The following is a 22117-nucleotide window of genomic DNA, read 5'->3' as shown; positions in this document are numbered from 1 at the left end:
GTGGTGCGTGGGTCAGGCGTCGTCGTCGGCGGGCGTGAGTTCGACCAGGACCTGCTCGGTGGCGACCAGGTCGCGCACCGCGCACGTGATCGCGGTGACGACGCCGGTGAAGGGCGCGAGGATGCGGTTCTCCATCTTCATCGCCTCGACGACGACGAGGGCGGCCCCCTCCTCGACCCGGTCGCCGACCTCGCAGAGGAGGCCGACCACGGTGCCCGGCATGGGCGTCTTGACGGCGTTGTCGGCGGCCGCGGCGCCCGCGCCGGCGACGCTCCGGTCGGCCAGGGCCACGCGGTGCCCGTCGATGCCGAGCTCCCAGCCGGTCGCGGTGCGCAGGCCCGTCCAGTCAAGGCCGTCGACGGTCCCGCGGAACAGGCCGGGGATGCCGGGCACGGCGGTGGCGGCGACGGTGAACGGCCGGCCCTCGACCTGCGCCTCGACGCTCGCGCCGCGCCGGACGGTGAGGCCGACGCCGAGGGTCCGTCTGCCGTGGCGCAGCTCGACGCGGCCGAACGGCGCGACCGGGTCGAGCCGGCGGCGGTCGGACGGGCCGACGGTGCCCTGCCAGGGGGAGGCGGGGGCGCCGTCGAGGGGCGGGAGCTGCATCGCGGCCACGCAGGCGGCGGCGGCCTCGGCGCGCTCGGTCGGGGTGGTGCTGCCCTCCGCCGGGTCGGCGACCAGGGCGTCCACCAGGTGGGTGTCCATCCGGCCGGCGACGACGGCGGGCGCCCGCAGGAGCTCGGCGAGGAAGCCCAGGTTGGTGGTCAGGCCGAGCAGGGCGGTGCCGCGGACGGCGTCGGCCAGGCGGCGCAGCGCGGCCGGGCGGTCGGGCGCGTGGGCGATCAGCTTGGCGACCATGGGGTCGTAGAAGGCCGGGACCTCGGCGCCGCCGGTGAAGGCGGATCCGCCGAACTCCGGCTCGGCGGCGTCGAATCCCGCGTCGAATCCGGCCGCGCCGGTGCCGTGTCCGGTCGCGGTGTCGTCGAAGGCGGCCTCGACCCGGACGCCGGCCGGCCAGCGCACCGCGGCGGCGCGGCCGGGCGCCGGGCGGAAGCCCTCGGCAGGGTCCTCGGCGTAGACGCGGACCTCGACGGCGTGGCCGGTGGCGGTGATCTCGTCCTGGGCGAGCGGGAGCGGTTGCCCGTCGGCGACGCGCAGCTGCCACTCGACCAGGTCGACGCCGGTGATCTCCTCGGTGACCGGGTGCTCGACCTGGAGGCGGGTGTTGACCTCCAGGAAGTAGCAGCGGTCGGCCGGGTCGACGATGAACTCGAAGGTGCCGGCGTTGACGTAGCCGAGCGAACGGGCGCCGCGGACGGCGGCTTCCAGGAGCTCGGCGCGGACGGCGTCGGGCAGGTTGGCGGCCGGGGCCTCCTCGACGACCTTCTGGTGGCGGCGCTGCAGCGAGCACTCGCGCTCGAAGAGGTGGACGACGTTGCCGTGGCGGTCGCCGAAGACCTGGACCTCCAGGTGGCGGGGCCGCTCGACGTAGCGCTCGACGAGCAGCCGGCCGTCGCCGAAGCTGCTGCGGCCGAGCCGGACGGCCTCGGCGACGGCGTCGGGCAGCTCGGCGGCGGCGCGCACGACGCGCATGCCCTTGCCGCCGCCGCCCGCCACGGGCTTGAGCATCACGGGGTAGCCGATCCGCTCGGCGTCGGCGAGGATCGCCTCCGGCGACTCGGTCGCGGTCTCGGAGCCGGGCAGGACGGGCACGCCGGCGGCGGCCATCAGGGCGCGGGCCGTCGACTTGTCGCCCATGGCCGTGATCATCTCGGCGTCGGGGCCGACCCAGACGAGCCCGGCGGCGGCGACGGCCGCGGCGAAGCCGGGGTGCTCGGAGAGGAAGCCGTAGCCGGGGTGGACGGCGTCGCAGCCGGTGCGTACGGCCGCGTCCACGAGCGCGGTGACGTCGAGATAGCTCTCGGCGGCCGCGGCGGGCCCGATCCGGACGCGCTCGACGGCGCCTTCGAGGTGGGCGGAGCGGTGGTCCGCGTCGGAGTGCACGGCGACGTACTCGACGCCCAGGCGGCGGCAGGTGCGGGCGATCCGCCGGGCGATCTCGCCGCGGTTGGCGATCAGGACTCGTTTGATCATTTCGTCATCACATCCGGAACACGCCGAAGCGCGTCTCCTGCTTGGGAGCATCGACGGACATGGCCAGGCACAGCGCCAGCCATTCGCGGGTCTCGGTCGGGTCCACCACGGCGTCCACCCACATCCGGGCGGCGTAGTAGAGCGGGTGGGACTGCCGCTCGTAGGTCTCGATGATGGGACGCTTGATCGACTCCTCCTCTTCGGGGGAGAGGACCTTGCCCTCCTTCGCCAGCTGGTCGCTGCGCAGGAGCGCCATCACCGTCGCGGTCTGCTCGGCGCCGACCACCGTGGACTTGGCGCTCGGCCACATCGCCATCAGCCGCGGGCCCATCGAGCGCCCGCACATGGCGAGGTTGCCGGCGCCGTAGCTGCCGCCGACGACCAGGCTGAACTTGGGCACCTTGGCGGTGGAGACGGCGTTGACGAGCTTGGCGCCGTGCTTGGCGATGCCGTCGGCCTCGTACTCGGCGCCGACCATGAAGCCGTTGATGTTGTGCAGGAACAGCAGCGGGATGTCCCGCTGGGTGCACAGCTCGATGAAGTTGGCGGCCTTCTGGGCGCTCTCCGGGAAGAGGACGCCGTCGTTGATCAGGACGCCCACCGGGTAGCCGCCGATGTGGCCGGTGCCGCAGACGATCGTCGGGCCGTAGCGGGCGCGGTACTCGACGAGCTCGCTGCCGTCCAGGAGGCGGGCGAGGACGTCCCGGGCCGGGATGTGCTCGCGCAGGGTCGCGCTGACGATGCCGGGCAGTTCCGCCGGGTCGTACAGCGGCGGGCGCGGGGCCCGAGGCGGCGGGGCGAGCGCCGGACGGCTGTCGCGGGCCATGATCTCCCGGACGATCGCGAGCGCGTGCTCGTCGTCCTCGGCGAGGTGGTCGGCCACGCCGCTGACCCGGGTGTGCAGGTCGGCGCCGCCGAGGGTCTCGGCGTCCACCATCTCGCCGGTGGCGGCGCGCACGAGCTGCGGGCCGCCGAGGAAGACCGTGCCGGTGCCGCGCACGATCACCGTCTCGTCGCACATCGACGGGATGTACGCGCCGCCGGCGGTGCAGCTGCCCATGACCGCCGCGATCTGCGGCAGGCCGAGGGCGGACAGCTCGGCGATGTTGCGGAACATCCGGCCCAGGTGGTGCTCGCCCGGGAACAGGTGCTCCTGCAGCGGGAGGTAGACGCCGCCGGAGTCGACCAGGTAGATGCAGGGCAGGCCGTTCTCGCGGGCCACGTTCTGGGCACGCAGCTGCTTCTCGACGGTCAGCGGGAAGTAGCTGCCGCCCTTGACGGTCGCGTCGTTGGCGAAGATCACGGCGGGCCGGCCGCTCACCACACCGATGCCGGTGACCAGGGCGGCCGAGGGCACGTGCTCGTCGTAGACCTCGTGCCCGGCGAGCTGGCCCAGCTCCATGAACGGCGTGCCCGGGTCCAGGAGCCGGTGCACACGCTGACGGGCGGTCAGCTTGCCGCGCTCGGTGTGGCGCCGGCGCGAGCGCTCGTCGCCGCCGGCCACGGCGGTGGCCCTGGCCCGCGCGATGACCTGGCGCTTCTCGTCGAACGCCGCCGAGTTGCGGCGGAACGCCTCGGAGGAGGTGTCGACGTGGGACTGCAGGACGGTCATCGGCGCTGCGCCTCTTCGCCGGAGGCCTTGGTGGCCAGGCCCTCGGCGCGCAGGCCGTCGTTGAGGGCGGTGCAGAAGTCCCGGATCTCCGCCTCGGCCATGTTGGCGCGCAGCATCAGGCGCAACCCGGCCTTGCCGCGGCCGATCACCGGGAAGAAGATCGGCGAGGTGTAGTAACCGCGCTTCAGGAGCTCCCCGGCGAGGCGGATGGTGGCCTCCTCGGAGCCGATGTCCACGAAGCGGATCGGCAGGCCGTCGCCGCTGAACGAGGTGTCCACGAGCGAGTCGAAGAGGGCGATGTTGTCCTGCAGCCGCAGCTGGAGCTCCTTCAGCTCCGGGGAGCGGTGCAGCTCGACCGAGGCCATGATGGCGCCCAGCCCGGCGGTGTTGATGCGCTGCGACCACATCAGCGGGCCGCCGTTGCGCAGCGCGGTGTCACGGCGCTTCTGCGCTCCGCCCGGCCCCAGGAAGATCGCCCCGCCGGAGGCGCCGAAGCCCTTGTTGAGCGAGGTGATGATCAGCGTGCGGTCGTTCATGCCGCCGCGCGCGGCCATCTCCTCCAGGACGGCGCCGCGGCCGCGCTCGCCGACGGTGGAGACGCCGTGCGCCTCGTCGAAGAACAGGAACAGCCCGTACTTCTCCTGGAGGCGCAGCAGTTCGGCGATCGGGGCGGCGCCGCCGGTGCTGTAGACGCCGTCGGCGACGAAGGCGACCTGCGGGTGCTTGCGGCAGAGGTCTTCCAGCGCAGCCATGTCGTTGTGCGCGATGGTGACGATCTCGGCCTCGTCGGCGACGGCGGGCTTGAGCGCGTTGAGGCAGAAGTGCGCGTTCTTGTCGAAGACCATCAGCGGCGGCACGTCGTCGGTGAGCAGCCCGGAGGCGAGCAGCGGCAGACTCGCCCAGGCCGCGGCGGCGCACGAGGCGACGGTGACGGCCTCGACGTCGAACAGCTCGGACAGCGCGGTCTCGGCGTCGCGCAGCGAGCCGAAGCGGATGCGCATGCGGGAGGTCGAGCTGTTGAGCGCGCCCTCGGCGAGCACCGCGTCGGCGGCGGCCCGCACGATCCGGGGGTGGGTGTCGAGGCCGAGGTAGGAGTAGGAGGACATGTTCACGAACTCGTGGCCGTCGGCCAGCGCCCGGTGCCGTCCGTCACCGAGGCCGGACACCACGATGTCGAACATCCCGGCCTCGGAGGTGACCTCCCAGAAGTCGTGGCTGATCCGCGCGGACTTCTTGAGGTTCAGGTATGTGTGCACGCCGGTTTCCTTGTCGGATTGCGGTACAAAAAATGCATGGCGAAGCCACCCGGAATGACGACGTCATTCGGGACCATCGGGGTCATTGGGGGAAAGGGCAACGCCGTTCAGCGAACGGAAGCATTGATCCAAAGAATTCAATACCCCGGAACGACTGTCAACCGGAAACTATTTGCCGCCTCACAAAAACGGACAGACCGGTATGCGCCGGGTGCACCGGAAAATATTTGCCGGTCGGCCGGCATTGACACCCCATAGGTCTTGGATAAGGATCCGGGGCGCGTTTTCCGACCGACCGGCGGGTGGGAGACCCGGGGTCTACCGGATCGGGACGGCGGCACCCGAGACGCGGACGCGGGCGTCGCCCTCGCGCAGCTCGACGTGCAGGAGGCCCCGGCGCCCGAGGTCCTCGCCCTGGTGGAGCGTCAGGACGGCCGGCGCGCCGACGGCGCCCAGCTCGCGCAGGTAGGCTCCGAACGCGGCGGCGGCGGAGCCGGTGGCCGGGTCCTCCACCACGCCGCCGACGGGGAACGGGTCACGGACGTGGAAGACGTGCGCGCTCTCCCGCCACACCAGCTGGAGGGTCGTCAGGTCCCGGGCCGTCATGTAGGCGGCGAGGCCGTCGAAGTCGTACGCGAGGCGGGCCAGGCGGTCGCGGGTGGCGGCGGCGAGCACGAGGTGACGGGCCCCGGCGTAGGCGACGCGGGGCGGGAGGTCCGGGTCGAGGTCGGCGGCGGCCCAGCCGAGGAGGGCGAGTGCCTCGGCGACGTCCGCCCCGCTCACGTCCTCGACCTTCGGCTCGACGCTGGTGAGGGTGGCGCGCAGCACGCCGTCCGCGTCCGCCGCCACCTCGACCGGGACCTGCCCGGCCGCGGTGGTGAAGACGAACCGCCCGGGGCCGGTGCGCGCCGCGAGGGCGACGGCCGAGGCCACGGTCGCGTGCCCGCAGAACGGCACCTCGGCGAGCGGGCTGAAGTACCGGACGGCGTAGGCGCCCTGGCCGCTGCCGGGGGTGAGGAAGGCGGTCTCCGAGTAGCCGAGCTCGGCGGCGATGGCGAGCATCCGCCCGTCGGACAGCCCGGTGGCGTCCGGGACGACGCCGGCCGGGTTGCCGCCCTCGGGGCGGGTCGCGAAGGCGGCGTAACCCAGGATCTCGGGCGTGGCTGCGGGTTCGTCATGGGTCATGCCCCGACGAACGCGGGCCGCCACGGCCGTGTTCCCCCGGTCACCGCAGGACGGCCTCCAGCAGGTCGGAGCCCAGCCGGGCGCTGCCGGCCAGGTCGAGCTCGTACAGCATGTAGCGCCCGCGCCGCCGGGTGACCAGAAGTCCGGCCTTGCGCAGCACGGCGAGGTGGCGGGAGACCTCGGGGGCCGAGAGCTGCCAGGCGGCCGCGAGTTCGCCGGTGGTGTGCGGGCCGCGGGCGATCGTCCGGGCCAGGCGCAGCCGGATCGGGTGGGCGAGCGCCTCCAGCCGCTGCTGCACGAGCGCCAGCGAGACCGGCTCCGGCAGCCCCGCCTCGGCCACGGGGTACTGGACGACGGGCCGCCAGCCCGGGGCGTGCACGACGAGCAGGTGCGGACGGCCGAACGCGGTCGGGATGAACGTCACTCCCCCGCTCGCCGCACCGCTGGTGGCGTTGTCCTGGAGCTTGTCGATGACGATCCGGCGCCGCCCGTCCGCGCCCTGCTCCAGCGCCACGGACGGCGAGACCGCCGAGAGCGCCTCGCCGGCGCCGCGCAGGCGCACCAGGTCGGCCTTGTGCCGGGCGTCGGCCGCGAGGTCGGGCAGGACGCGCTGCCAGGCGTCGGCGAAGAACGCCGACTGGCAGTCCTCCAGCATCCGCCGCACCAGGGCGCGCACGGCGGGCGGGTCGGCCAGCAACCGGTCGGCGAAGGCGGCCTGACGGGGCCCGCGGGCCAGGGCCAGCTCGCGGGCCCGTTCGTTCGCGACGGGATCGCTCAGCGGGGAGGCCATCCGCCGGGTGAGCCTGGAGGAGCCGCACGTGGTGATGAGCGCGGCGGTGACGTACAGCTCGTCGTCGACCCGGTCGACGGCGTCGAGCTCCTCGGCGAGCGTGGCGCCGGGCAGGCCGGGCACGAGGAAGTCCGCGCGGGAGGAGCGCCAGAGGAAGTCCGCCTCCCGCAGCCGCTCCGACAGCTCGGGCGGGATCGTCGCGGCGGTGGAGGAGGCCCAGCCGTGCAGCGCGGGGTGGTGCCCGGGCTCGGCGAGGACGTGCAGCATCGCGTTCAGCTCGGCGAGCGGGGACGGCGTGAAGACGAGGCGCTCGTCGGGCAGTCCGGTGATGTCTATGGTCAAACTCACGAGGACGATCCTCCCACCAGGGCCGATGCACCCCGCCGTCGATTGACGCGAACCGTCAATCGACGTGCCCCGGCGGCCGGCCGGAGCGCACGGTGTCGGCCATGAGCCTGATCCAGGAGAAGTCCGTCCACGACCACGCCGCCGCCCGGGCCGGTGAGCCGCCCGCGCCGCCGATCGGCACGAGCCGCCGCGGCCCGTCCGCCCTCCTCACCCTGCTGACCGCCGCCGGCGGACCGCGCTACGCCACCGCCCTGCTGGTGGACGCGGTGGGCACCGGCCTGCTGCGCCCGTTCCTGCTGCTCTACGGCATCGAGGTGCTGCACCTGACCGCCGGCGCGGCCGGCCTCGCGATGACCCTCGGGATGGTCGTGGGCCTGCTGGTGGTGCCGCTGACCGGCCGGTGGATCGACCGGGGCGCCCGCACCCTGCCGGCCGCGGCGACGCTCGCGGTGCGGTCGCTGGGCGCGCTCGCGCTGCTCGCGGCCGGCGGCCTGCCCGGCTTCACGGCGGCGGCCGTGCTGATCGGCGTGGGCAGCCAGTCCTGGCCCGCCACCCACGCCGCCGTGGTCAGCACCCTGACCGAGGGCCGGCTGCGCGACGCGGCGCTGGCCGCCGGACGCTCGCTGCGCAACGCCGGGCTGGGCGCGGGCGCGCTGCTGGCCACCGTCGCGGTCACCGGCGGCGAGGGCGCGATCCGGCTGCTCGCGGGCGTGACGGGCGTGGCGTGCCTCGGCGCCGCCGCCCTCGTCCACTCGCTGCGGGTGACGGCTCCGCCCGCTCCCTCCGCCCCCGCCGGCGCTCCGCAGGCCGGCCCCCGCGCGCCGATGCGGCGGATCACCCTGCTGAGCCTCGCGAACGTGCCGTACGCCTTCTGCTTCGACGTGCTGGAGGTGGCCCTGCCCGCGCTGCTCGTGCTGCACCTCCAGGCCTCGCCCGCGTGGTCGTCCGGCGTCTTCGTGGGCAACACGGTGCTGGTGATCGCGCTCCAGCTCGCCCTGGTGCTGCGCCTCGCGCACCGGCCGCGGCGCGTGGTCATGGCGGCCGCCGGATTCGCGCTGTCGCTGTCGTTCCTGGGCTTCTGGGCGGCCGGTTCGCTGGGCGGCACGCCGGGCGCGGCGGGCATCGCGGTGGTGGCGGTGCTGTTCACGCTGGGCGAGATCCTCTACACCGGATCCGGCACGGCCCTGGTGACGGCCGTCGCGCCGCCCCACCTGCTCGGGCGGGCCCTGGCCCGCTGGGAGCTGTCGATGGGTGTGGGCCGGGCGGCGGCGCCCGCGGTGCTGACGGCCCTGCTGGCGGCCGGGCCCGGGGTGCTGTGGTCGACGCTGGCGGTCGCCACGCTCGCGGGGGCGGTGGCGGTGCTGCGGCTGGGGCCCGCGGAGTGACGCCGGCCGCGGTGGCCCGTCCCGGGATGCGGGCGGGCCGCCGAGCACCGATCCTGGGCGCGACGCCTGTCCCCGGAAGGAACATGCATGAGCGAGCGAATCGAGCGGATCATCGACAGGTGCGTGTTGCGCGAAGCGCCTGCCGACCGAAGGGAGGCGGGCGCGTGAGCGCGCTTGATTTCGAGGTCATCGACAGCCCGGACAGTTCCCTCAACAAGACCTCCGTCCTCGTCACCGGTCCGAACGACGCCCTGCTGGTGGACGCCGGCTTCACCCGCTCCGACGGCCGCCGGCTCGCCGAGCGGATCCGGGCCACCGGCAAGCGGCTCACCACGGTGTTCGTCAGCCACGGCGACCCGGACTTCTACTTCGGCGCGCAGGAGGTCCAGGACGCCTTCCCCGAGGCCCGCTTCCTCGCCACCCCGTCCACCGTCGAGCACATCCACGACACCTACGCGGCCAAGCTCCAGGCCTGGGCGCGCCTCGGCCCCGAGCTGCCCACCCGGCTCGTGCGGCCCGAACCGCTGCACGGCGACGAACTCGTCTTCGAGGGCCACCGGTTCGAGCTGCGCGGCGCCGACTTCCACCTGCCCGACCGGCACTACCTCTGGCAGCACCACCACCACGCCGTCCTCGGCGGCGTGCTGCTCTTCGAGGGCCTGCACGTGTGGACCGCGGACACCCCCGCCCCCGAACAACGGGCCGCCTGGATCGACCTGTTGGACGGCATCGAGGCGCTGGAGCCGCAGTTCGTCGCGGCCGGCCACCGCACCGCGGGCGCGCCCACCGACCTCACCTCCGTCTTCCACACCCGCGACTACCTGCGCGCCTTCGAGACCGAGATCGGCCGCTCCCCGGACGCCGCAGCGGCCAAACAGGCCCTGGAGAAGCGCTTCCCGGATCTCGGCCTGGCGATCGCCGTCGACCTCGGCACGAAGGTCGCCATGGGCGAGACGACCTGGGGCTGAGCCACGATGATCGAGATCCCACGCGAGACCGCCGCGTTCAACGAGTCCGCCGCCCCCGCCGACGTCGTCCGCCGCCAGTACCTCGCCTCCGCCCGCGGCGACCTCGCCGCCCTGCGCACCACCCTCGCCGACGACGTCGAGTGGACGGAGATGGCCGGGTTCCCCCTCGCCGGCACCTACCGCACCCCCAAGGGCGTCACCAGCAACGTGATGGAACGCCTCGCCGCCGAGTGGCACAACTGGACGACCCACGACGACACCTACGTGGTGGACGGCGAGAACGTCGTGGTCCTGGCCCGCTACACGGCCGTCCACAAGAGCACCGGAAGACCCCTCGCGGTGCGCGTCGCCCACCACTTCGTCGTGCGCGGCGGCCGCATCGTGCGCTTCGAGCAGTTCACCGACACCGCCCTGGTCCGCGACGCGACACTGCCGTAGGTCACGCCCCGCGGACGAGTCGACCGCGGACTCCGAGCAGTCGTGCACGGGGCAGTGGGCGCACCACCGGGACGAAGCGGGACCCTCACCCGAACGGGGGAGCCTGTGGCGGCGCGCCCGGCGCGGTCTCGACAGCCCACGACCGAGGCGGCAGGCTGACGGTCGATTCGGGCCGGAGAGCGAGGAGTCCACCATGGGAACCGCGGACGACAGCGGACGCGAGCGGCCGATCGTCATCGTCGGGGCGTCGCTCGGCGGGGCCAAGGCCGCGCAGGCGCTGCGCGAGGCCGGGCACCGGGGCGGCATCGTCCTGATCGGCGAGGAGCACGAGCGCCCGTACGAACGGCCGCCGCTGTCCAAGGGCTACCTGCTCGGCAAGACACCCCGCGAGAAGATCTACGTCCACCCGCCGCAGTGGTACGCCGAGAACGACGTCACGCTGCGCCTCGGCACCTCCGTCGCCGCGATCGACCCCGCCGCGCACACCGTGACCCTCGCCGACGACGGGCGGATCGAGTACGCCAAACTCCTGCTCACCACCGGCTCGGTGCCGCGCCGTCTCCCGGTGCCCGGCGCCGACCAGGACGGCGTGCTCTACCTGCGCCGGGTCGAGGACAGCGACCGGATCAAGGCGGCGCTGCGCCCGGGCGCCCGGGTCGCGGTGATCGGCGCCGGCTGGATCGGACTGGAAACCGCCGCCGCGGCCCGGGAGGCGGGCGCCGAGGTCACCGTCCTGGAGGCCGCCGAGCTCCCCCTGCTGCGCGTGCTCGGCCGCGAGGTCGCCCAGGTCTTCGCCGACCTGCACCGCTCGCACGGCGTCGACCTGCGCTTCGAGGTCCGCGTCGAGGAGCTGACCGGCACCGACGGCACCGTGACGGGCGTCCGGCTCGGCGACGGCAGCACCGTCCCGGCCGACGTCGTCATCGTGGGCATCGGCATCGCGCCCGCCACCGCCCTCGCCGAGGCCGCCGGCCTGGAGACCGACAACGGCATCAAGACCGACGAGCACCTGCGCACCTCCGCCCCCGACGTCTACGCGGCCGGCGACGTCGCCAACGCCTACCACCCGCTGTTCGCCCGCCACATCCGCGTCGAACACTGGGCCAACGCCGTCAACCAGCCCCAGACGGCCGCCCGCGCGATGCTCGGCGAGGACGACGCCACGTACGACCGCGTCCCGTACTTCTTCACCGACCAGTACGACCTCGGCATGGAGTACGTCGGCTACGTCGACCCGGGCGGCTACGACCGCGTGGTCTTCCGCGGCGACCCGGCCACCCGCGAGTTCATCGCCTTCTGGCTGGCCGACGGCCGGGTGCTCGCCGGCATGAACGTCAACGTCTGGGACGTCACCGACCCGATCCGCGAACTCGTCCGCTCCAAGCGGACGGTGGACCCGGCCCGCCTCGCCGATCCGGCGGTCCCCCTCGGCGAGGTGTAGCAACAGCGCCCCCTCGGCAGGACCGACCGCCTCGCACCGCCGTCCGTGATACTGGAGGTCCGGGGACGGCGGTGCGGGCAGGGAGGCGTGGTGGGTGGGACGGCCGGGTTCGCCGTGGTGGTGTTCGGTGGGCTGGGGGGCGTGGTCGCGTACCTCGCCGGGGTGGTCGGGTTGCGGGAGGTGCGGCGGCTGCGGCGGGTCGGTGTGCCGGTGCGGGCGCTGGTGCGCGAGCGGGTGCCGGCTCCCGAGGACCGGGCCTCGCCCCCGCGTCCGCTGCTGCAGTTCGAGACCGAGGACGGCCGGGTGGTCGAGGTCTTCTCCCCCGTCCCGTCCACTCCGCGCCACCCCCTGCCGGACGGCGGCTACGTGCCGCTGCGCTACGACCCGGCCGACCCGCGCCAGGTGCTCGTCGAGGGGCGCGAACGGCGGCCGCTGGAGTACGGGTTCGTGGCGCTGGGACTGTCGATGGTGCTGATCGCGCTCGTCCTGGCGGTCGTGGTGCTCTAGCCGCGGCTCGCCCGGAGGGCGGAGGGGGTGGTGCCCGTGTGGAGGCGCATCGTGCGGGTGAGGTGGCTCTGGTCGGCGAACCCGCAGAGCTGGGCGATCGCGGCGATGGGGGTGTCGGTGGTGAGCAGGGCCCGGCGGGCGTGTTCGAGGCGCAGGCGGACGAGGTACTGGTGCGGCGACTGGCCGGTGGAGGCGCGGAACGCGCGGGTGAAGTGGGACGGGCTGACACCGGCGACGGCGGCGAGGTCGGTGAGTGAGAGCCGGCCGTCGAGGTAGCCGTTCATGTGGTCGACGACCCGGTCGAGCCGCTTCGGGGTGAGGCCGCCGTCCCGTTCGGGCAGGCCGGGGCCGCGGGTGGCGGCGGTGCGGATGAGGTGGGCGGCGAGGGCCTGGAGCAGGGACTGCGCGTAGAGCGGGTCGGCGGGGCGGGGGCCCTCGTACTCGGCGACCAGGCGCTCGACGAGCATGGCGAGGAACGGGTCGGTCAGGTGGAAGCGCGGGGCGAGTTCCAGGGGTCCCGGCAGGTCGCTCTCGGTGGCGAGCTTCTCCAGCCAGGCCGGTTCGAGGGCGACGACCATGAGTTCGGCGTCCTGCCCCCAGCGCGGGCGGGACGCCCACCCGGCCGGGTTGATGAGCGCCTGGCCGCGGTGGAAGCGCTCGCGCCGGGGCCGGCCGTCGGCGGACCAGGCGAGGTCGGCCGAGGTGCCCGCGTGCACGGCGAGGACGTGCCGGGTGGGTCCGTCCTCCATCGGGGATTCCCCGGTGGCGGCCCGTTCGAGGCCGCGCTCGACCACGGCCTCGTCGAGGTCCCGGCCGCTGCCGGAGAGCCGGAGCAGGTGCGGCTTGATGGCGGACAGGGACGTCGCTCGGGTGGTCATACCGTCGATTCTGGTCCGTCCCGGGGACGGATGACGACCGCGGGCGGCGACGGATCCGGGTGCCGGGCGAGATCGTGAGCGGTTCGTTCCAGGGGGCGCCGGATCGTCCAAGCCCGGGAGGGGCCTCGCGGCGGACAGTGGTGCGGCGAACACATCCCCCATCTGGCGAGGAGCCGTAGATCATGAGCAGCAACCACTCCCTGGCGGGCAAGGTCGTCCTGGTCGGCGCCGGTGCGAAGAACCTCGGCGGGCTGATCAGCCGCACCGCGGGCGCCGACGGCGCGAAGGTCGTCGTGCACTACCACTCCGACGGGACCGCGGCGGAGGCCGAGGCGACGGTCGCCGCGGTCGAGGCGGCCGGCGGCGAGGCGGTGGCCGTGCAGGGCGACCTGACGAAGCCCACCGACGTGGAGCGCGTCTTCGCCGTCGCGAAGGAGGCCTTCGGCGGCGTCGACGTCGCCGTGAACACGGCCGGCATGGTGCTGCGCAAGCCGATCGTGGAGACCACCGAGGCCGAGTACGACGTGATGCACGCCGTGAACGCCAAGGCCGCGTACTTCTTCATCCGCGAGGCGGGCAGGCAGCTGAACGACGGCGGCAAGGTCGTCACGATCCTGACCTCGCTGCTCGCCGCGTTCACCGACGGCTACTCGACCTACGCGGGCGCCAAGGCCCCGGTCGAGCACTACACGCGGGCCGCGGCCAAGGAGTTCGCCGTGCGCGGGATCTCGGTGAACAACGTCGCCCCGGGCCCGATGGACACCCCGTTCTTCTACGGCCAGGAGACTCCGGAGCGCGTGGCGTTCCACAGGTCTCAGGCGATGGGGAACGACCTGACGAAGATCGAGGACATCGTGCCGATCGTCACGTTCCTCGCCACCGACGGCTGGTGGATCACCGGCCAGACCCTCTTCGCCAACGGCGGCTACACCACCCGCTGATCCTGCCGGGCACTGGCGCTGCCCCGGGCCCGTCGGGTCCGGGGCAGCGCGCCGTCACGTGATGACCGCCGTCGTGGCGGCCGTGGCGGCGGTGACGACGGTGATCGCCGCGATCGCGGCCTGCGTGTTCCGGATCGCCTCGCCGACCGGTCCGCTCGCCCACTCGCCGGCCGCGATCGCCGCGAACCGCGGCTCGACCTCCTTGCGGGGCAGGTCGGGGAAGGCCAGGCGGTACAGGCGGGTCGCGTGGATCAGGGCGATCAGCGTGGCGGTGCGGGCGTCCGGGTCCTCACCGCGCAGGACGGCGGCGGCGAGGCGCTCGCGCAGTTCGCGCTCGACGGTCGGGTCGGCCTCCGGGTAGCGGCGGACCGGGAAGAGGCCGAACGCGCGGTGGCGCTCCTCGGTGACCAGGCCGCGCTCGCACAGGCGCTGGACGGCGTCGCGGACGGCGGTGGGGCGGTCCCTGGTGAGCCAGTCGGACGCCTTCGCCTGGCCCGCGACCCGGTCCGCGGCCTTCCCGGCGGCCTTCCCGGCGGCCTTTTCGTCGGCCTTGCGGTCGGCCCACTCGGCGAGCCGGTCGAGGCGGCCGTCCAGGAGCGGGTCGCCGGTGGGCGTGCGGTCGGCGACGGCGAGCCGGCCGTCGTCGACGGTGACGCGCCCGGCCAGCACGAGGTCCGCGAGGATGCCGCCCGCGACGGCCCAGCCCGCGCTCGCCGCCTCCTTCGCGACGCCGGACTCGTCGTCCAGCGAGAGCAGCATCAGTTCTTCGCCGATGGTCACCTGCATGTCCCGGCCCCTTCCGTGGTTCGTGATCATTGTCCCAGGAGGCCCTCGGGGCCCGTGAGGTCGACCCCCAGGGTCTCGGCGAGGCGACGCGCCCGGGTGTCCTCGCGCAGCAGCGTCCGGAGCAGGGCGTCGGTGTCGCGGGCGCCGGCCAGGTAGGCCTCGACGGAACGCGGGTCGGCGGGCAGCGGCACCCCGCCGCCGGCGAGGGCTGCGTGCGCGCGGGCGTGGTCGAGGCCGAGGCGGGCGGCGAGTGCGCGGTCCTCACCGCCCTCCGGTCCGCCCTCCGGTGCGCCCTCCGGGGGCTGCCGTTCGTGGCGGGCGACCTCGTGCAGGGCGAGGACGGCGAGCAGGACGTGTTCGGTGCCGGGCGAGCGCCGGCCGAGGCGTTCGGCCTGGGCGTCGGTCTCCCGCCGGACGGCGGTGAGGGCGGCTCCGGCGGCGGCCGGGCGCGTCAGCATCCGCTTCCAGCGCGGCTGCCGGTCCGCGCGGTGGGCGAGGAGGGCGTCCCGGGTGGGGCGCAGCAGGGGGTGGAGGCCACCGCGGGCCGCCGGGGCGTCGAGGTGCGCGAGGACGGCGGCGGGGGCGACGCCACAGCGGGCGAGCAGTTCGGTGGCGCGGTTGCCGGGGTCCGCGAGGACGGCGCGCAGGACGTGTTCGGCGGTGAACCTCGGGGCGTGTTCGTCACGGGCGTGGTCCATCGCCGCGGCGAGGGCGCGGGCGGCAGCGGCGGAGATCCGGCGCTCGGCGTCCGCGAGCCCGCCGTCGTCGGCCGTCCACTCCTCGTTGCGATCGCGCAGGGCGGCGTGCAGGGCGGGCGCGGGCGCTCCGGCGGCGAGGAGGGCGCGGGCGGCGGCGCCGCCGGTGTCGGCCGCGGCGGCGAGCAGGTGTTCGGTGCCCAGCCGCCCGCCGCTCACCTGCCGAGCGGTATCCAGGACGTCCAGCGCCCGCCGGTCCGGTTCCAGCGTCGTCTCCATGCCGGCCCTCCCCAGGTCTTGACCGCGACTATACGTCGAATTTGCTTTCACTTTGCAGAATCCGGCGTAGGGAACGCGTCAGGAGGTCCGGGGCCGCGGGCCGGAAGTCCGGGCGGCTCCGCGTCGTCGGCACCGGGGAGAACCCGAAGGACCGGCCGAAGGACTGACCGCCGGACCGGCGTGGGACTTTGACGATCCGTCACCACCGGTGCTGGGGTGGGCCCATGGAGCCAATCGAACGCATCCGGCAGGCGATCACCCACGAGCGCGAGGAGTGGCGCGCCTGGCTCGCCGGGCTGCGGGCCGGCCGGGGACCGGCGCCGCAGGGCCGGATCCGGCACGTCTTCGTCCTCGTCCTGGAGAACCGCTCCTTCGACCACATGCTGGGGGTGTCGACGGGCACGGTGACCGACGGCGTCCTCCACCACGGCGTCGGCACCGACGCGGTGACGGGCGCGCCGACCACCGTCGACGGCCCCGACACCAGCGCGAGCAACCACCACGCGGGCACCGCGTACCCCGTGCGGATCGGCGCGCCGTTCGCACTGCCCGTCGACCCGCCGCACGAGTTCTGCGACGTCCAGCTCCAGCTCGCCTCGACCGCCATCACCGGCCGCCCGCACGACGACCGCTGCGCCTACGACGGCACCTACCCGCCGATCACCCTGGACGGCTTCGTCGACAACTACGTCAACGAGGCGACGGTCAAGCGGGACGCCGAGGCCCTCGCCGACCCCGGCGCCGTCATGGCCTGCTTCACCGCCGAGCAGCTCCCCGTCCTCAGCACCCTGGCCCGCGAGTTCGCCGTCTGCGACCGCTGGTTCTCCGCCCTGCCCGGGCCGACCTGGCCCAACCGCTTCTTCCTGCACGCGGCGAGCTCGGCCGGCCTCGACCACAGCCCCGGCCCGGTCGACACCGTCCGGTCGCGGCTGAGCGGCTACACCTTCGAGCACGGGACGCTCTACGAGGCCCTGGACCGCAAGGGCCTCCCGTGGCGCGTCTACGCCGGCGACGCGCTCCCCCAGGTCAGCGCGCTCGCCGGGATGGACCTGGCGACGACCGTCGAGCACTACCACCACCTCGACGACCTGGCCGAGCACCTCCAGGACCCCGCGTACCCGGCCGTCTACACGTTCATCGAGCCGGACTACGGGCACGTCCTCACCCACGGCGGCGACTTCCGCTGCGGCAACAGCCAGCACCCGCTCGACGACGTGACCGACGGCGAGGCCCTGATCAAGGACGTCTACGAGGCGCTCCGGCGCTCGCCGCTCTGGGAGTCCAGCGTGCTCGTCATCACCTACGACGAGCACGGCGGCTTCTACGACCACGTGCCGCCGCCCGCCGCCGTCCCGCCGGGCGACCGCACCGACCCGGAGCACAGCGCCCACGGCTTCCGCTTCGACCGGCTCGGCGTCCGGGTGCCGGCCGTCGTCGTCTCCCCGTGGGTCCCGGCCGCCGCGCCCGGCGGCCGGGACGGACGGAACTGCAACCTGATCGACCACACGCAGTACGACCACGGCTCGCTCCTCGCCACCGTGGAGCGGCTGTTCGGACTGGCCCCGCTCACCGACCGCGACGCCCGCGCCAACGACTTCCTCCACCTGCTCTCCGCCGACGCCCCGCGCGACGCGCCCCGCACCCTGCCCGAGCCGGCCGAGTCGGGCGTGACCTGGAAGGCGGAGGCCACCGGGCCGGCCGAGCCCGGCCGGCCCGTCACGGCGACGCTGCGCGGGTTCGTCGAGACGGCCGCGATCCAGGAGGCGCGCCTGCACCCGGAGGAGCACGACCGGGTCCGGGGGAGGGCCGGCGGGATCGGGACGGTGGCCGACGCCGAGCAGTACCTCGCGGACGTCACCGCACAGTTGGGCCGGGCCGGGCTGCGCATCGCCCGTCCGCCGCGGGGCTGACCCGTCCGGATCCGGTCCCGCCCGCTCAGGCGTACTCGCGCAGGCGCGGGCGGACGCCCGCGACGACGAGGGCCAGTGCCACCGCGAGCACAGCGGTGCCGAGCACCGCCGTCACCGCGTCCAGGTCGTCGTCCGTCGCCGTGACGGCCCGGTCCATGGCGGTCTGGTTGATCGCCTGGACGTCGTCGAGGGCGGCGGCCAGGCGGGCGAAGTCGGCGTTGGACTCACCGGCGGCGGTGCCCGTGTCGAAGGCGATCGCCTCCTTGAGGCGGCCGCCCGCGTTGAGGTCGCGGATCCTGTGGTCGTCGCGCTGGTAGTCCTCGAAGGCCGCCAACACCCGCTCCGCGGCGTCCTGTTCGCCGGCGAAGGTGATGTTGCGCAGTTCGTCGCCGAGGAAGCCGCCGAAGCCGATCGTCGTGTGGTCGGCCCGGTGGTGGTCGGCGAGCGGGGCGAGGGCCGCGGGGTAGCCGGCCAGGGTGGTGCCGCCGACACGGGCGAAGGACTGGGTCTTGTCGAAGTAGCTCTGCTCGTAGGCCGCCGCCCGGCCCGGGTCGCTGAGGAAGCGGCTCTCGTCGGCGTTGAGGTCGTAGGCGGTCGCCCGGGCGCGGCTGAGCGCGATGACCGAGTCGAAGGCGTCGTGCTTGGCGACGACGAGATGGTCGTCGGCCCGGTTCACCAGGACGACACCGCCCACGAGCCCGCCGAGGGCGAGCAGCGTGGCGGCGGCGATCGGCGCGTTGAGGACGCGCCGGTAGCGGACGGCGAGCAGCCGCTGGAGCCCGGCGAGGGCCGCGAGGGCGAGCACGCCAGCGGCGACGATCCACCAGCGGCCGCTGCCGAGGTCGCCGCGTTCGGCGGCGAACCGGCGTTCCACGGTGCCCGCGTTGGCGGCGGTGACGCTGTCCGCGGCCGGCAGGAGGCGCTGGCGCAGCAGGTCGGTCGCGGAGCGGTAGGCGGCGAGGGCGTCCGCGGGCGGGCGTCCGGCGGCGGCGCGGGCCTGGTCGTCGAGGAGCTGGGCCTGGGCCACGAGGGCCTGGTAGCGGCCGAGTTCGTCGATGACGGTCTGGACGGCGGCGCGCCCGGCGGGGTCGTCGGCGGTGGCCTCGGCGACCTGCTGGAGGTCGGTGGCGGCCTGGTCGCGGCGCCGGTCGTAGGTGTCGAGGCTCTCGCGGCGGGCCTTGGCGAAGTCCGGGTCGGCGCCGTAGAGGAGGAGGTTGGCGGCCTGCGCGTCCATGTCGTTGAGCGCGAAGTAGAGGTCGGCGGAGCGGACGACCTGCGGGGCGGCCTTGTGCCCGATGACGTCGGTGCCGTCGTGGGCGCCACCGAGGACGCCGGCGGTGACGACGCCGCAGAGGGCGAGGGCGGCGAGGCAGGTGCCGGTGAGGACGCGGACCAGGCGGGGCGTGGTCCAGCTCCGGCGTGCCGCCGGTCTCCACGGGCGGGGGGCGCGCGGCCCGGCGGGCGGTCCGGCCGTGGCGGAGCTCGCCTCCGCGGGCGATTCCGCTGTCCGAACGACGACCGTACCGCTCGACGTACCTGCAGGCATCGCCGCGCGCCCCCTTCACCTGTCTTCCACCGGCTGCCGAAGGTCCCGGAGGACCGGCCGGGACCCGGAGTCGGCGCGGTTCGCCGACGGGCCCTTGCAAGCCCGGCGCCGAACCGTTTCTGCGCAGCTCACGCTAGGTACCCCGGACGCCCGGCCGGCCGTTCCTGACGACTCCCTGACGCGCCACCCGCCGATCTTGACGCCGCCTTGGCGGCCGGGTCGGAAACCCGCGGGCCGGGTCAGAAGCCCGGCGGCCGCCCGAGGTGCACGCTCGCCACCCGGACCGTCCGCCGCGGCACGGCTGCCGGCAGCGCCACCAGCAGCGCCGCGGCCGTGAACAGCGCGAAGTGGCCGCCCTCCGGCCACGGGCCGGACCAGCCCAGCTCGGCGTGCCGGTGCTCGGCGAACGCGTTGCAGCACAGCCAGGCCGACAGCCCGATCACCGGCGCCGCCGACGGCCGGGAGAACGCGCCCGTCAGCCCGCTGAGCGCCGCGTACGCGGCCAGGGCGAACCAGCCCGGGTGCAGTTCCCCCAGCGTGCCCAGGCCGAGGGCGAGGACTCCCCCGGCGACGAGCGCGACGGTGCCGGACACCGCCACCGCGAGCCGGTCCACGACCGGGCGGTAGCGCTGCCCGCCGGGGCGCGCCGAGTACATCCGCACGGGCGACTACCCCTTCATGCCGGCGAGTTCGGGCACGTGACCGATCGGCAGGTGCCACCGGGTGCGCCGGTGCAGGGCCTCCAGCTCGCGCTGGAGCGGCGGGGCCGGGACGGTCAGCACCGGGCAGGCGGCCTCGCGCAGGCAGTGGGACGCGACGGCGCGGCGGAAGCCGCGGCGCAGCAGTCCGCCGCCGTGCCCGAGGACGAGGAGGTCGTCGGGACGGTCGGCGATGTGGACGAGCGCCGGGCCGGTCTCGCCGCGGACGACCACCGGGTGCACCGGCACGCCCGGGTCGGCGCCGGCGAAGGCCGCGTCGAGCGCGTCGCGCAGCCGCCGGTCGGCGGCGTCGCGGGCGGCGGTGAGCAGCGGCGGGCAGGGCGAGCGGCGGTAGCCGAGCTCGCCGCCCGGGGGCTCCCAGGCGAGGACCGGCACGAGGGCGGCGCCGGTGCGGCGGGCCTCGGCGGCGGCGCGGTGCAGCGCCGCGAGGCTGCCCAGTGAGCCGCTGACCCCGACCACCACCCGCGTGGTGCCGCAGTCGTCGTACCGCCGGTTGCCGTGCATGGTGTCGTCCTCGGGTCGTCGTTCGCGGGTCGTCGTTCGCGGGCCGTCGTCCGCCGCGGTTCCGCGTTCGGTTCCAGCCAATCGCCGGAAGGACCACGGGCGGCGTTCCTTAGCGCTTCCCTGACGTCCGGGGCGCCCTTCCGAACGCGGTCCATACGCCGGGCCCGGCGCCACGGCCCGGCGCGCCCCGGAAGGGCGGCTGCCACCTGCGGTTTTGTGGCAAGCGACAAGGTGTGTCCGCAATCCGGAGGTGGCGGTTCGTCCGGATCGCCCCTCTTGCGGCGGGGCCCGGTGGCGAAGGATTGGCAGGCCGTCCGGAGTGACCGACTCCGGGCGGATTCCTGCACCAGAAGGCTTCCCTCATGCCGCAGAGCACCCACATCGAGCAGTACGGGGTGGACACCATCCCGGACGCCGACCGCACCAGCACTCCCCGGGACGTGGTCAGCATCCTCGTCGGTTCGAACCTCGCGTTCGGCGTCGTCGTGTTCGGGTGGCTGCCGGTCTCGTTCGGGCTCTCGTTCCGGGCGAGCCTGAGCGCGCTGGTGCTCGGCACCGTCGCGGGGATCGTGCTGACCGCGCCGCTCGCGCTGGTGTCGCTGCGCACCGCGACGAACCTGTCGACCAGCTCGGGCGCGTTCTTCGGCGTGCGCGGGCGGCTGATCGGTTCGGTCGTCGGCCTGCTGCTGTCGCTCGGGTACACGGTGCTCGCGCTGTGGGTGGGCGGCGACGTCGTGGTCGGGTCGCTCAACCGGATGCTGGGGCTGCCCGCCGACGGCGTCGCGTACGTGGCGACGTACGGCGTGCTGGCGGTACTGAGCGCGACCGCGGCCGTGTTCGGCTACCGGCTGCTGCTGAAGCTGGAGCGGGTGCTGATGTGGGCGATGGGCGCCCTGCTGCCGGCCGGGCTGTTCGCGTTCGCCCCGCACTTCGACGGCTCCGCGCACGGCGCCTACCTGCTGGGCGGATTCCGGCCGACCTGGCTGCTGGCGGTGGTCGCGGCCGGGCTGAGCGGGCCGATCGCGTTCATCACCCTGCTGGGCGACTACACCCGGTACGTCTCCCCGGCCCGGCACGCGCCGCGCAAGGTGCTGTGGTCGACGTGCCTGGGCCTGTTCCTGGGACTGCTGATCCCCCAGGTGTTCGGCACCTTCACCGCCGTCGCGACCGGCGCGGGCAACGACTACGTGCACGGGCTGATCGCCGGCGCCCCGGCCTGGTGCCTGCTGCCCCTGCTGATCAACGGGCTGCTGGGCAGCGCGGGCAACACCGGCCTGATGCTGTACAGCATGGGTCTGGACCTGGACGCGATCCTGCCGCGCGCCACCCGCCTGCAGGCCACCTACGTCGTGGCGGCGCTCGCGACCGTGCTGGTCTTCCTGGGTCACTTCGTGTGGAACGCGCAGGACGCCGTGACCTCCTTCGTGCTGGTGCTGACCGCGATCGGCACGCCGTGGGCCGTCATCACGCTGATCGGGCACCGGCGCTTCCGCGGCGACTACGACCAGCACTCGCTCCAGGTGCTCAACCAGCGCACCCGCGGCGGCATCTACTGGTACCGGGCCGGCTGGAACGTCCCGGCGACGGTGGCCTGGGCGGCGGGCAGCGCCCTCGGCCTGTGCGCGGTGGACACCCCGGCCTACCAGGGGCCCCTGCTGCCGCTGACCGGCGGGATCGACCTCAGCTTCGTGCTCTCGGGCGCCCTCGCGGCCGCGCTCTACGTGCTGCTCTCGCGCGGGGCGCGCGGCAGGGCGCCGGCCCTGCCGAGGCGGGAGGCGGTCCTGGAGGCGGTTCCCGAGACGACCCGCTGAAACCACCCATGGTGCTATTGTCAG

The 22117-nt window shown here is 74.5% G+C and carries 19 protein-coding genes; 8 read left to right on the top strand and 11 right to left on the bottom strand.

The genetic code is table 11. From position 1 onward, the window contains the following. Positions 1 to 12: 12 nt before the first annotated feature. The 5 genes from AB0C76_RS28080 to AB0C76_RS28060 form a co-directional block, all read right to left on the bottom strand. Positions 13 to 2094 carry a biotin carboxylase N-terminal domain-containing protein gene (locus AB0C76_RS28080; RefSeq protein WP_359970906.1) on the bottom strand — a complete coding sequence of 694 codons (2082 nt, stop codon included), beginning with the start codon at positions 2092 to 2094 and terminating at the stop codon, positions 13 to 15. A 7-nt stretch (positions 2095 to 2101) separates the two neighbouring features. Further along, a complete protein-coding gene (locus AB0C76_RS28075; RefSeq protein ID WP_359970904.1) occupies positions 2102 to 3706 on the bottom strand; it encodes a carboxyl transferase domain-containing protein in 1605 nt (534 codons plus the stop codon). Continuing rightward, positions 3703 to 4962, bottom strand: coding sequence for an aminotransferase class I/II-fold pyridoxal phosphate-dependent enzyme (locus AB0C76_RS28070; RefSeq protein WP_359970902.1), 1260 nt, complete (start codon positions 4960 to 4962; stop codon positions 3703 to 3705). The genes AB0C76_RS28075 and AB0C76_RS28070 overlap by 4 nt, the downstream gene beginning before the upstream one ends. A 318-nt stretch (positions 4963 to 5280) precedes the next feature. Then, a complete protein-coding gene (locus AB0C76_RS28065; RefSeq protein WP_359970900.1) occupies positions 5281 to 6147 on the bottom strand; it encodes a PhzF family phenazine biosynthesis isomerase in 867 nt (288 codons plus the stop codon). A 40-nt stretch (positions 6148 to 6187) separates the two neighbouring features. Next, complete coding sequence (locus AB0C76_RS28060; protein ID WP_359970898.1) at positions 6188 to 7285, bottom strand: DUF5937 family protein; 1098 nt, start codon at positions 7283 to 7285, stop codon at positions 6188 to 6190. A 101-nt stretch (positions 7286 to 7386) separates the two neighbouring features. On the opposite strand from AB0C76_RS28060, the gene AB0C76_RS28055 reads away from it, so the two are divergent. The 5 genes from AB0C76_RS28055 to AB0C76_RS28035 all read left to right on the top strand — a co-directional run bounded on the left by AB0C76_RS28055 (position 7387) and on the right by AB0C76_RS28035 (position 12024). Continuing rightward, entirely contained in the window at positions 7387 to 8670 is a 1284-nt protein-coding gene (locus AB0C76_RS28055; protein ID WP_359970896.1) for an MFS transporter, read from the top strand. A gap of 164 nt (positions 8671 to 8834) precedes the next feature. Next, a complete protein-coding gene (locus AB0C76_RS28050) occupies positions 8835 to 9638 on the top strand; it encodes an MBL fold metallo-hydrolase (RefSeq protein WP_359970894.1) in 804 nt (267 codons plus the stop codon). A 6-nt stretch (positions 9639 to 9644) separates the two neighbouring features. Next, positions 9645 to 10076 carry a nuclear transport factor 2 family protein gene (locus tag AB0C76_RS28045; RefSeq protein ID WP_359970892.1) on the top strand — a complete coding sequence of 144 codons (432 nt, stop codon included), beginning with the start codon at positions 9645 to 9647 and terminating at the stop codon, positions 10074 to 10076. 193 nt (positions 10077 to 10269) lie between these two features. After that, a complete protein-coding gene (locus AB0C76_RS28040; RefSeq protein WP_359970890.1) occupies positions 10270 to 11517 on the top strand; it encodes an FAD-dependent oxidoreductase in 1248 nt (415 codons plus the stop codon). A gap of 90 nt (positions 11518 to 11607) precedes the next feature. Then, positions 11608 to 12024, top strand: coding sequence for a DUF3592 domain-containing protein (locus AB0C76_RS28035; protein ID WP_359970888.1), 417 nt, complete (start codon positions 11608 to 11610; stop codon positions 12022 to 12024). Here the strand turns inward: AB0C76_RS28035 and AB0C76_RS28030 are convergent. Further along, a complete protein-coding gene (locus AB0C76_RS28030) occupies positions 12021 to 12902 on the bottom strand; it encodes a helix-turn-helix transcriptional regulator (RefSeq protein ID WP_359970886.1) in 882 nt (293 codons plus the stop codon). The two genes, AB0C76_RS28035 and AB0C76_RS28030, sit on opposite strands and share 4 nt — an antisense overlap. A gap of 182 nt (positions 12903 to 13084) precedes the next feature. Between AB0C76_RS28030 and AB0C76_RS28025 the strand changes: the two genes are divergently transcribed. Beyond that, complete coding sequence (locus tag AB0C76_RS28025; RefSeq protein ID WP_359970885.1) at positions 13085 to 13843, top strand: SDR family oxidoreductase; 759 nt, start codon at positions 13085 to 13087, stop codon at positions 13841 to 13843. Positions 13844 to 13897: 54 nt separating this feature from the next. On the opposite strand, the gene AB0C76_RS28020 is transcribed toward AB0C76_RS28025, so the two are convergent. Next, a complete protein-coding gene (locus AB0C76_RS28020; protein WP_359970883.1) occupies positions 13898 to 14629 on the bottom strand; it encodes a GPP34 family phosphoprotein in 732 nt (243 codons plus the stop codon). Positions 14630 to 14655: 26 nt separating this feature from the next. Next, the gene (locus AB0C76_RS28015) at positions 14656 to 15603 is read right to left on the bottom strand and encodes a Clp protease N-terminal domain-containing protein (RefSeq protein ID WP_359970881.1); all 948 of its coding nucleotides are present in this window, start codon (positions 15601 to 15603) and stop codon (positions 14656 to 14658) included. A gap of 224 nt (positions 15604 to 15827) precedes the next feature. On the opposite strand from AB0C76_RS28015, the gene AB0C76_RS28010 reads away from it, so the two are divergent. Beyond that, positions 15828 to 17513, top strand: coding sequence for an alkaline phosphatase family protein (locus tag AB0C76_RS28010; RefSeq protein WP_359970879.1), 1686 nt, complete (start codon positions 15828 to 15830; stop codon positions 17511 to 17513). Between the two features lie 25 nt (positions 17514 to 17538). On the opposite strand, the gene AB0C76_RS28005 is transcribed toward AB0C76_RS28010, so the two are convergent. From AB0C76_RS28005 to AB0C76_RS27995, 3 genes are all read right to left on the bottom strand, one after another. Next, entirely contained in the window at positions 17539 to 19059 is a 1521-nt protein-coding gene (locus AB0C76_RS28005; RefSeq protein ID WP_359970877.1) for a hypothetical protein, read from the bottom strand. Positions 19060 to 19298: 239 nt separating this feature from the next. After that, complete coding sequence (locus AB0C76_RS28000; protein WP_359970875.1) at positions 19299 to 19721, bottom strand: hypothetical protein; 423 nt, start codon at positions 19719 to 19721, stop codon at positions 19299 to 19301. Between the two features lie 6 nt (positions 19722 to 19727). Next, entirely contained in the window at positions 19728 to 20282 is a 555-nt protein-coding gene (locus tag AB0C76_RS27995; RefSeq protein ID WP_359970874.1) for a universal stress protein, read from the bottom strand. A 362-nt stretch (positions 20283 to 20644) separates the two neighbouring features. On the opposite strand from AB0C76_RS27995, the gene AB0C76_RS27990 reads away from it, so the two are divergent. Continuing rightward, positions 20645 to 22093 (top strand): cytosine permease, encoded by a 1449-nt coding sequence (locus AB0C76_RS27990; protein ID WP_359970872.1) that lies wholly within the window; start codon positions 20645 to 20647, stop codon positions 22091 to 22093. The last annotated feature ends 24 nt before the right edge of the window (positions 22094 to 22117 follow it).

Source organism: Kitasatospora sp. NPDC048722, from assembly GCF_040650235.1.
In the GTDB taxonomy this organism is placed as follows: Bacteria; Actinomycetota; Actinomycetes; order Streptomycetales; family Streptomycetaceae; genus Kitasatospora.
The sequence above is the reverse complement of the archived record's forward strand: the minus strand, read 5'-3'. Positions and strand labels throughout refer to the sequence as shown.

Bases quoted from the DNA above. Each gene is read 5' to 3' on its own strand.
- AB0C76_RS28005 (WP_359970877.1), bottom strand. From the start codon at position 19,059: ATGCCTGCAGGTACGTCGAGCGGTACGGTCGTCGTTCGGACAGCGGAA.
- AB0C76_RS28020 (WP_359970883.1), bottom strand. From the start codon at position 14,629: ATGCAGGTGACCATCGGCGAAGAACTGATGCTGCTCTCGCTGGACGAC.
- AB0C76_RS28055 (WP_359970896.1), top strand. From the start codon at position 7,387: ATGAGCCTGATCCAGGAGAAGTCCGTCCACGACCACGCCGCCGCCCGG.
- AB0C76_RS28025 (WP_359970885.1), top strand. From the start codon at position 13,085: ATGAGCAGCAACCACTCCCTGGCGGGCAAGGTCGTCCTGGTCGGCGCC.
- AB0C76_RS28045 (WP_359970892.1), top strand. From the start codon at position 9,645: ATGATCGAGATCCCACGCGAGACCGCCGCGTTCAACGAGTCCGCCGCC.
- AB0C76_RS28015 (WP_359970881.1), bottom strand. From the start codon at position 15,603: ATGGAGACGACGCTGGAACCGGACCGGCGGGCGCTGGACGTCCTGGAT.
- AB0C76_RS28065 (WP_359970900.1), bottom strand. From the start codon at position 6,147: ATGACCCATGACGAACCCGCAGCCACGCCCGAGATCCTGGGTTACGCC.
- AB0C76_RS28010 (WP_359970879.1), top strand. From the start codon at position 15,828: ATGGAGCCAATCGAACGCATCCGGCAGGCGATCACCCACGAGCGCGAG.
- AB0C76_RS28040 (WP_359970890.1), top strand. From the start codon at position 10,270: ATGGGAACCGCGGACGACAGCGGACGCGAGCGGCCGATCGTCATCGTC.
- AB0C76_RS28075 (WP_359970904.1), bottom strand. From the start codon at position 3,706: ATGACCGTCCTGCAGTCCCACGTCGACACCTCCTCCGAGGCGTTCCGC.
- AB0C76_RS27995 (WP_359970874.1), bottom strand. From the start codon at position 20,282: ATGCACGGCAACCGGCGGTACGACGACTGCGGCACCACGCGGGTGGTG.
- AB0C76_RS28080 (WP_359970906.1), bottom strand. From the start codon at position 2,094: ATGATCAAACGAGTCCTGATCGCCAACCGCGGCGAGATCGCCCGGCGG.
- AB0C76_RS28030 (WP_359970886.1), bottom strand. From the start codon at position 12,902: ATGACCACCCGAGCGACGTCCCTGTCCGCCATCAAGCCGCACCTGCTC.
- AB0C76_RS27990 (WP_359970872.1), top strand. From the start codon at position 20,645: ATGCCGCAGAGCACCCACATCGAGCAGTACGGGGTGGACACCATCCCG.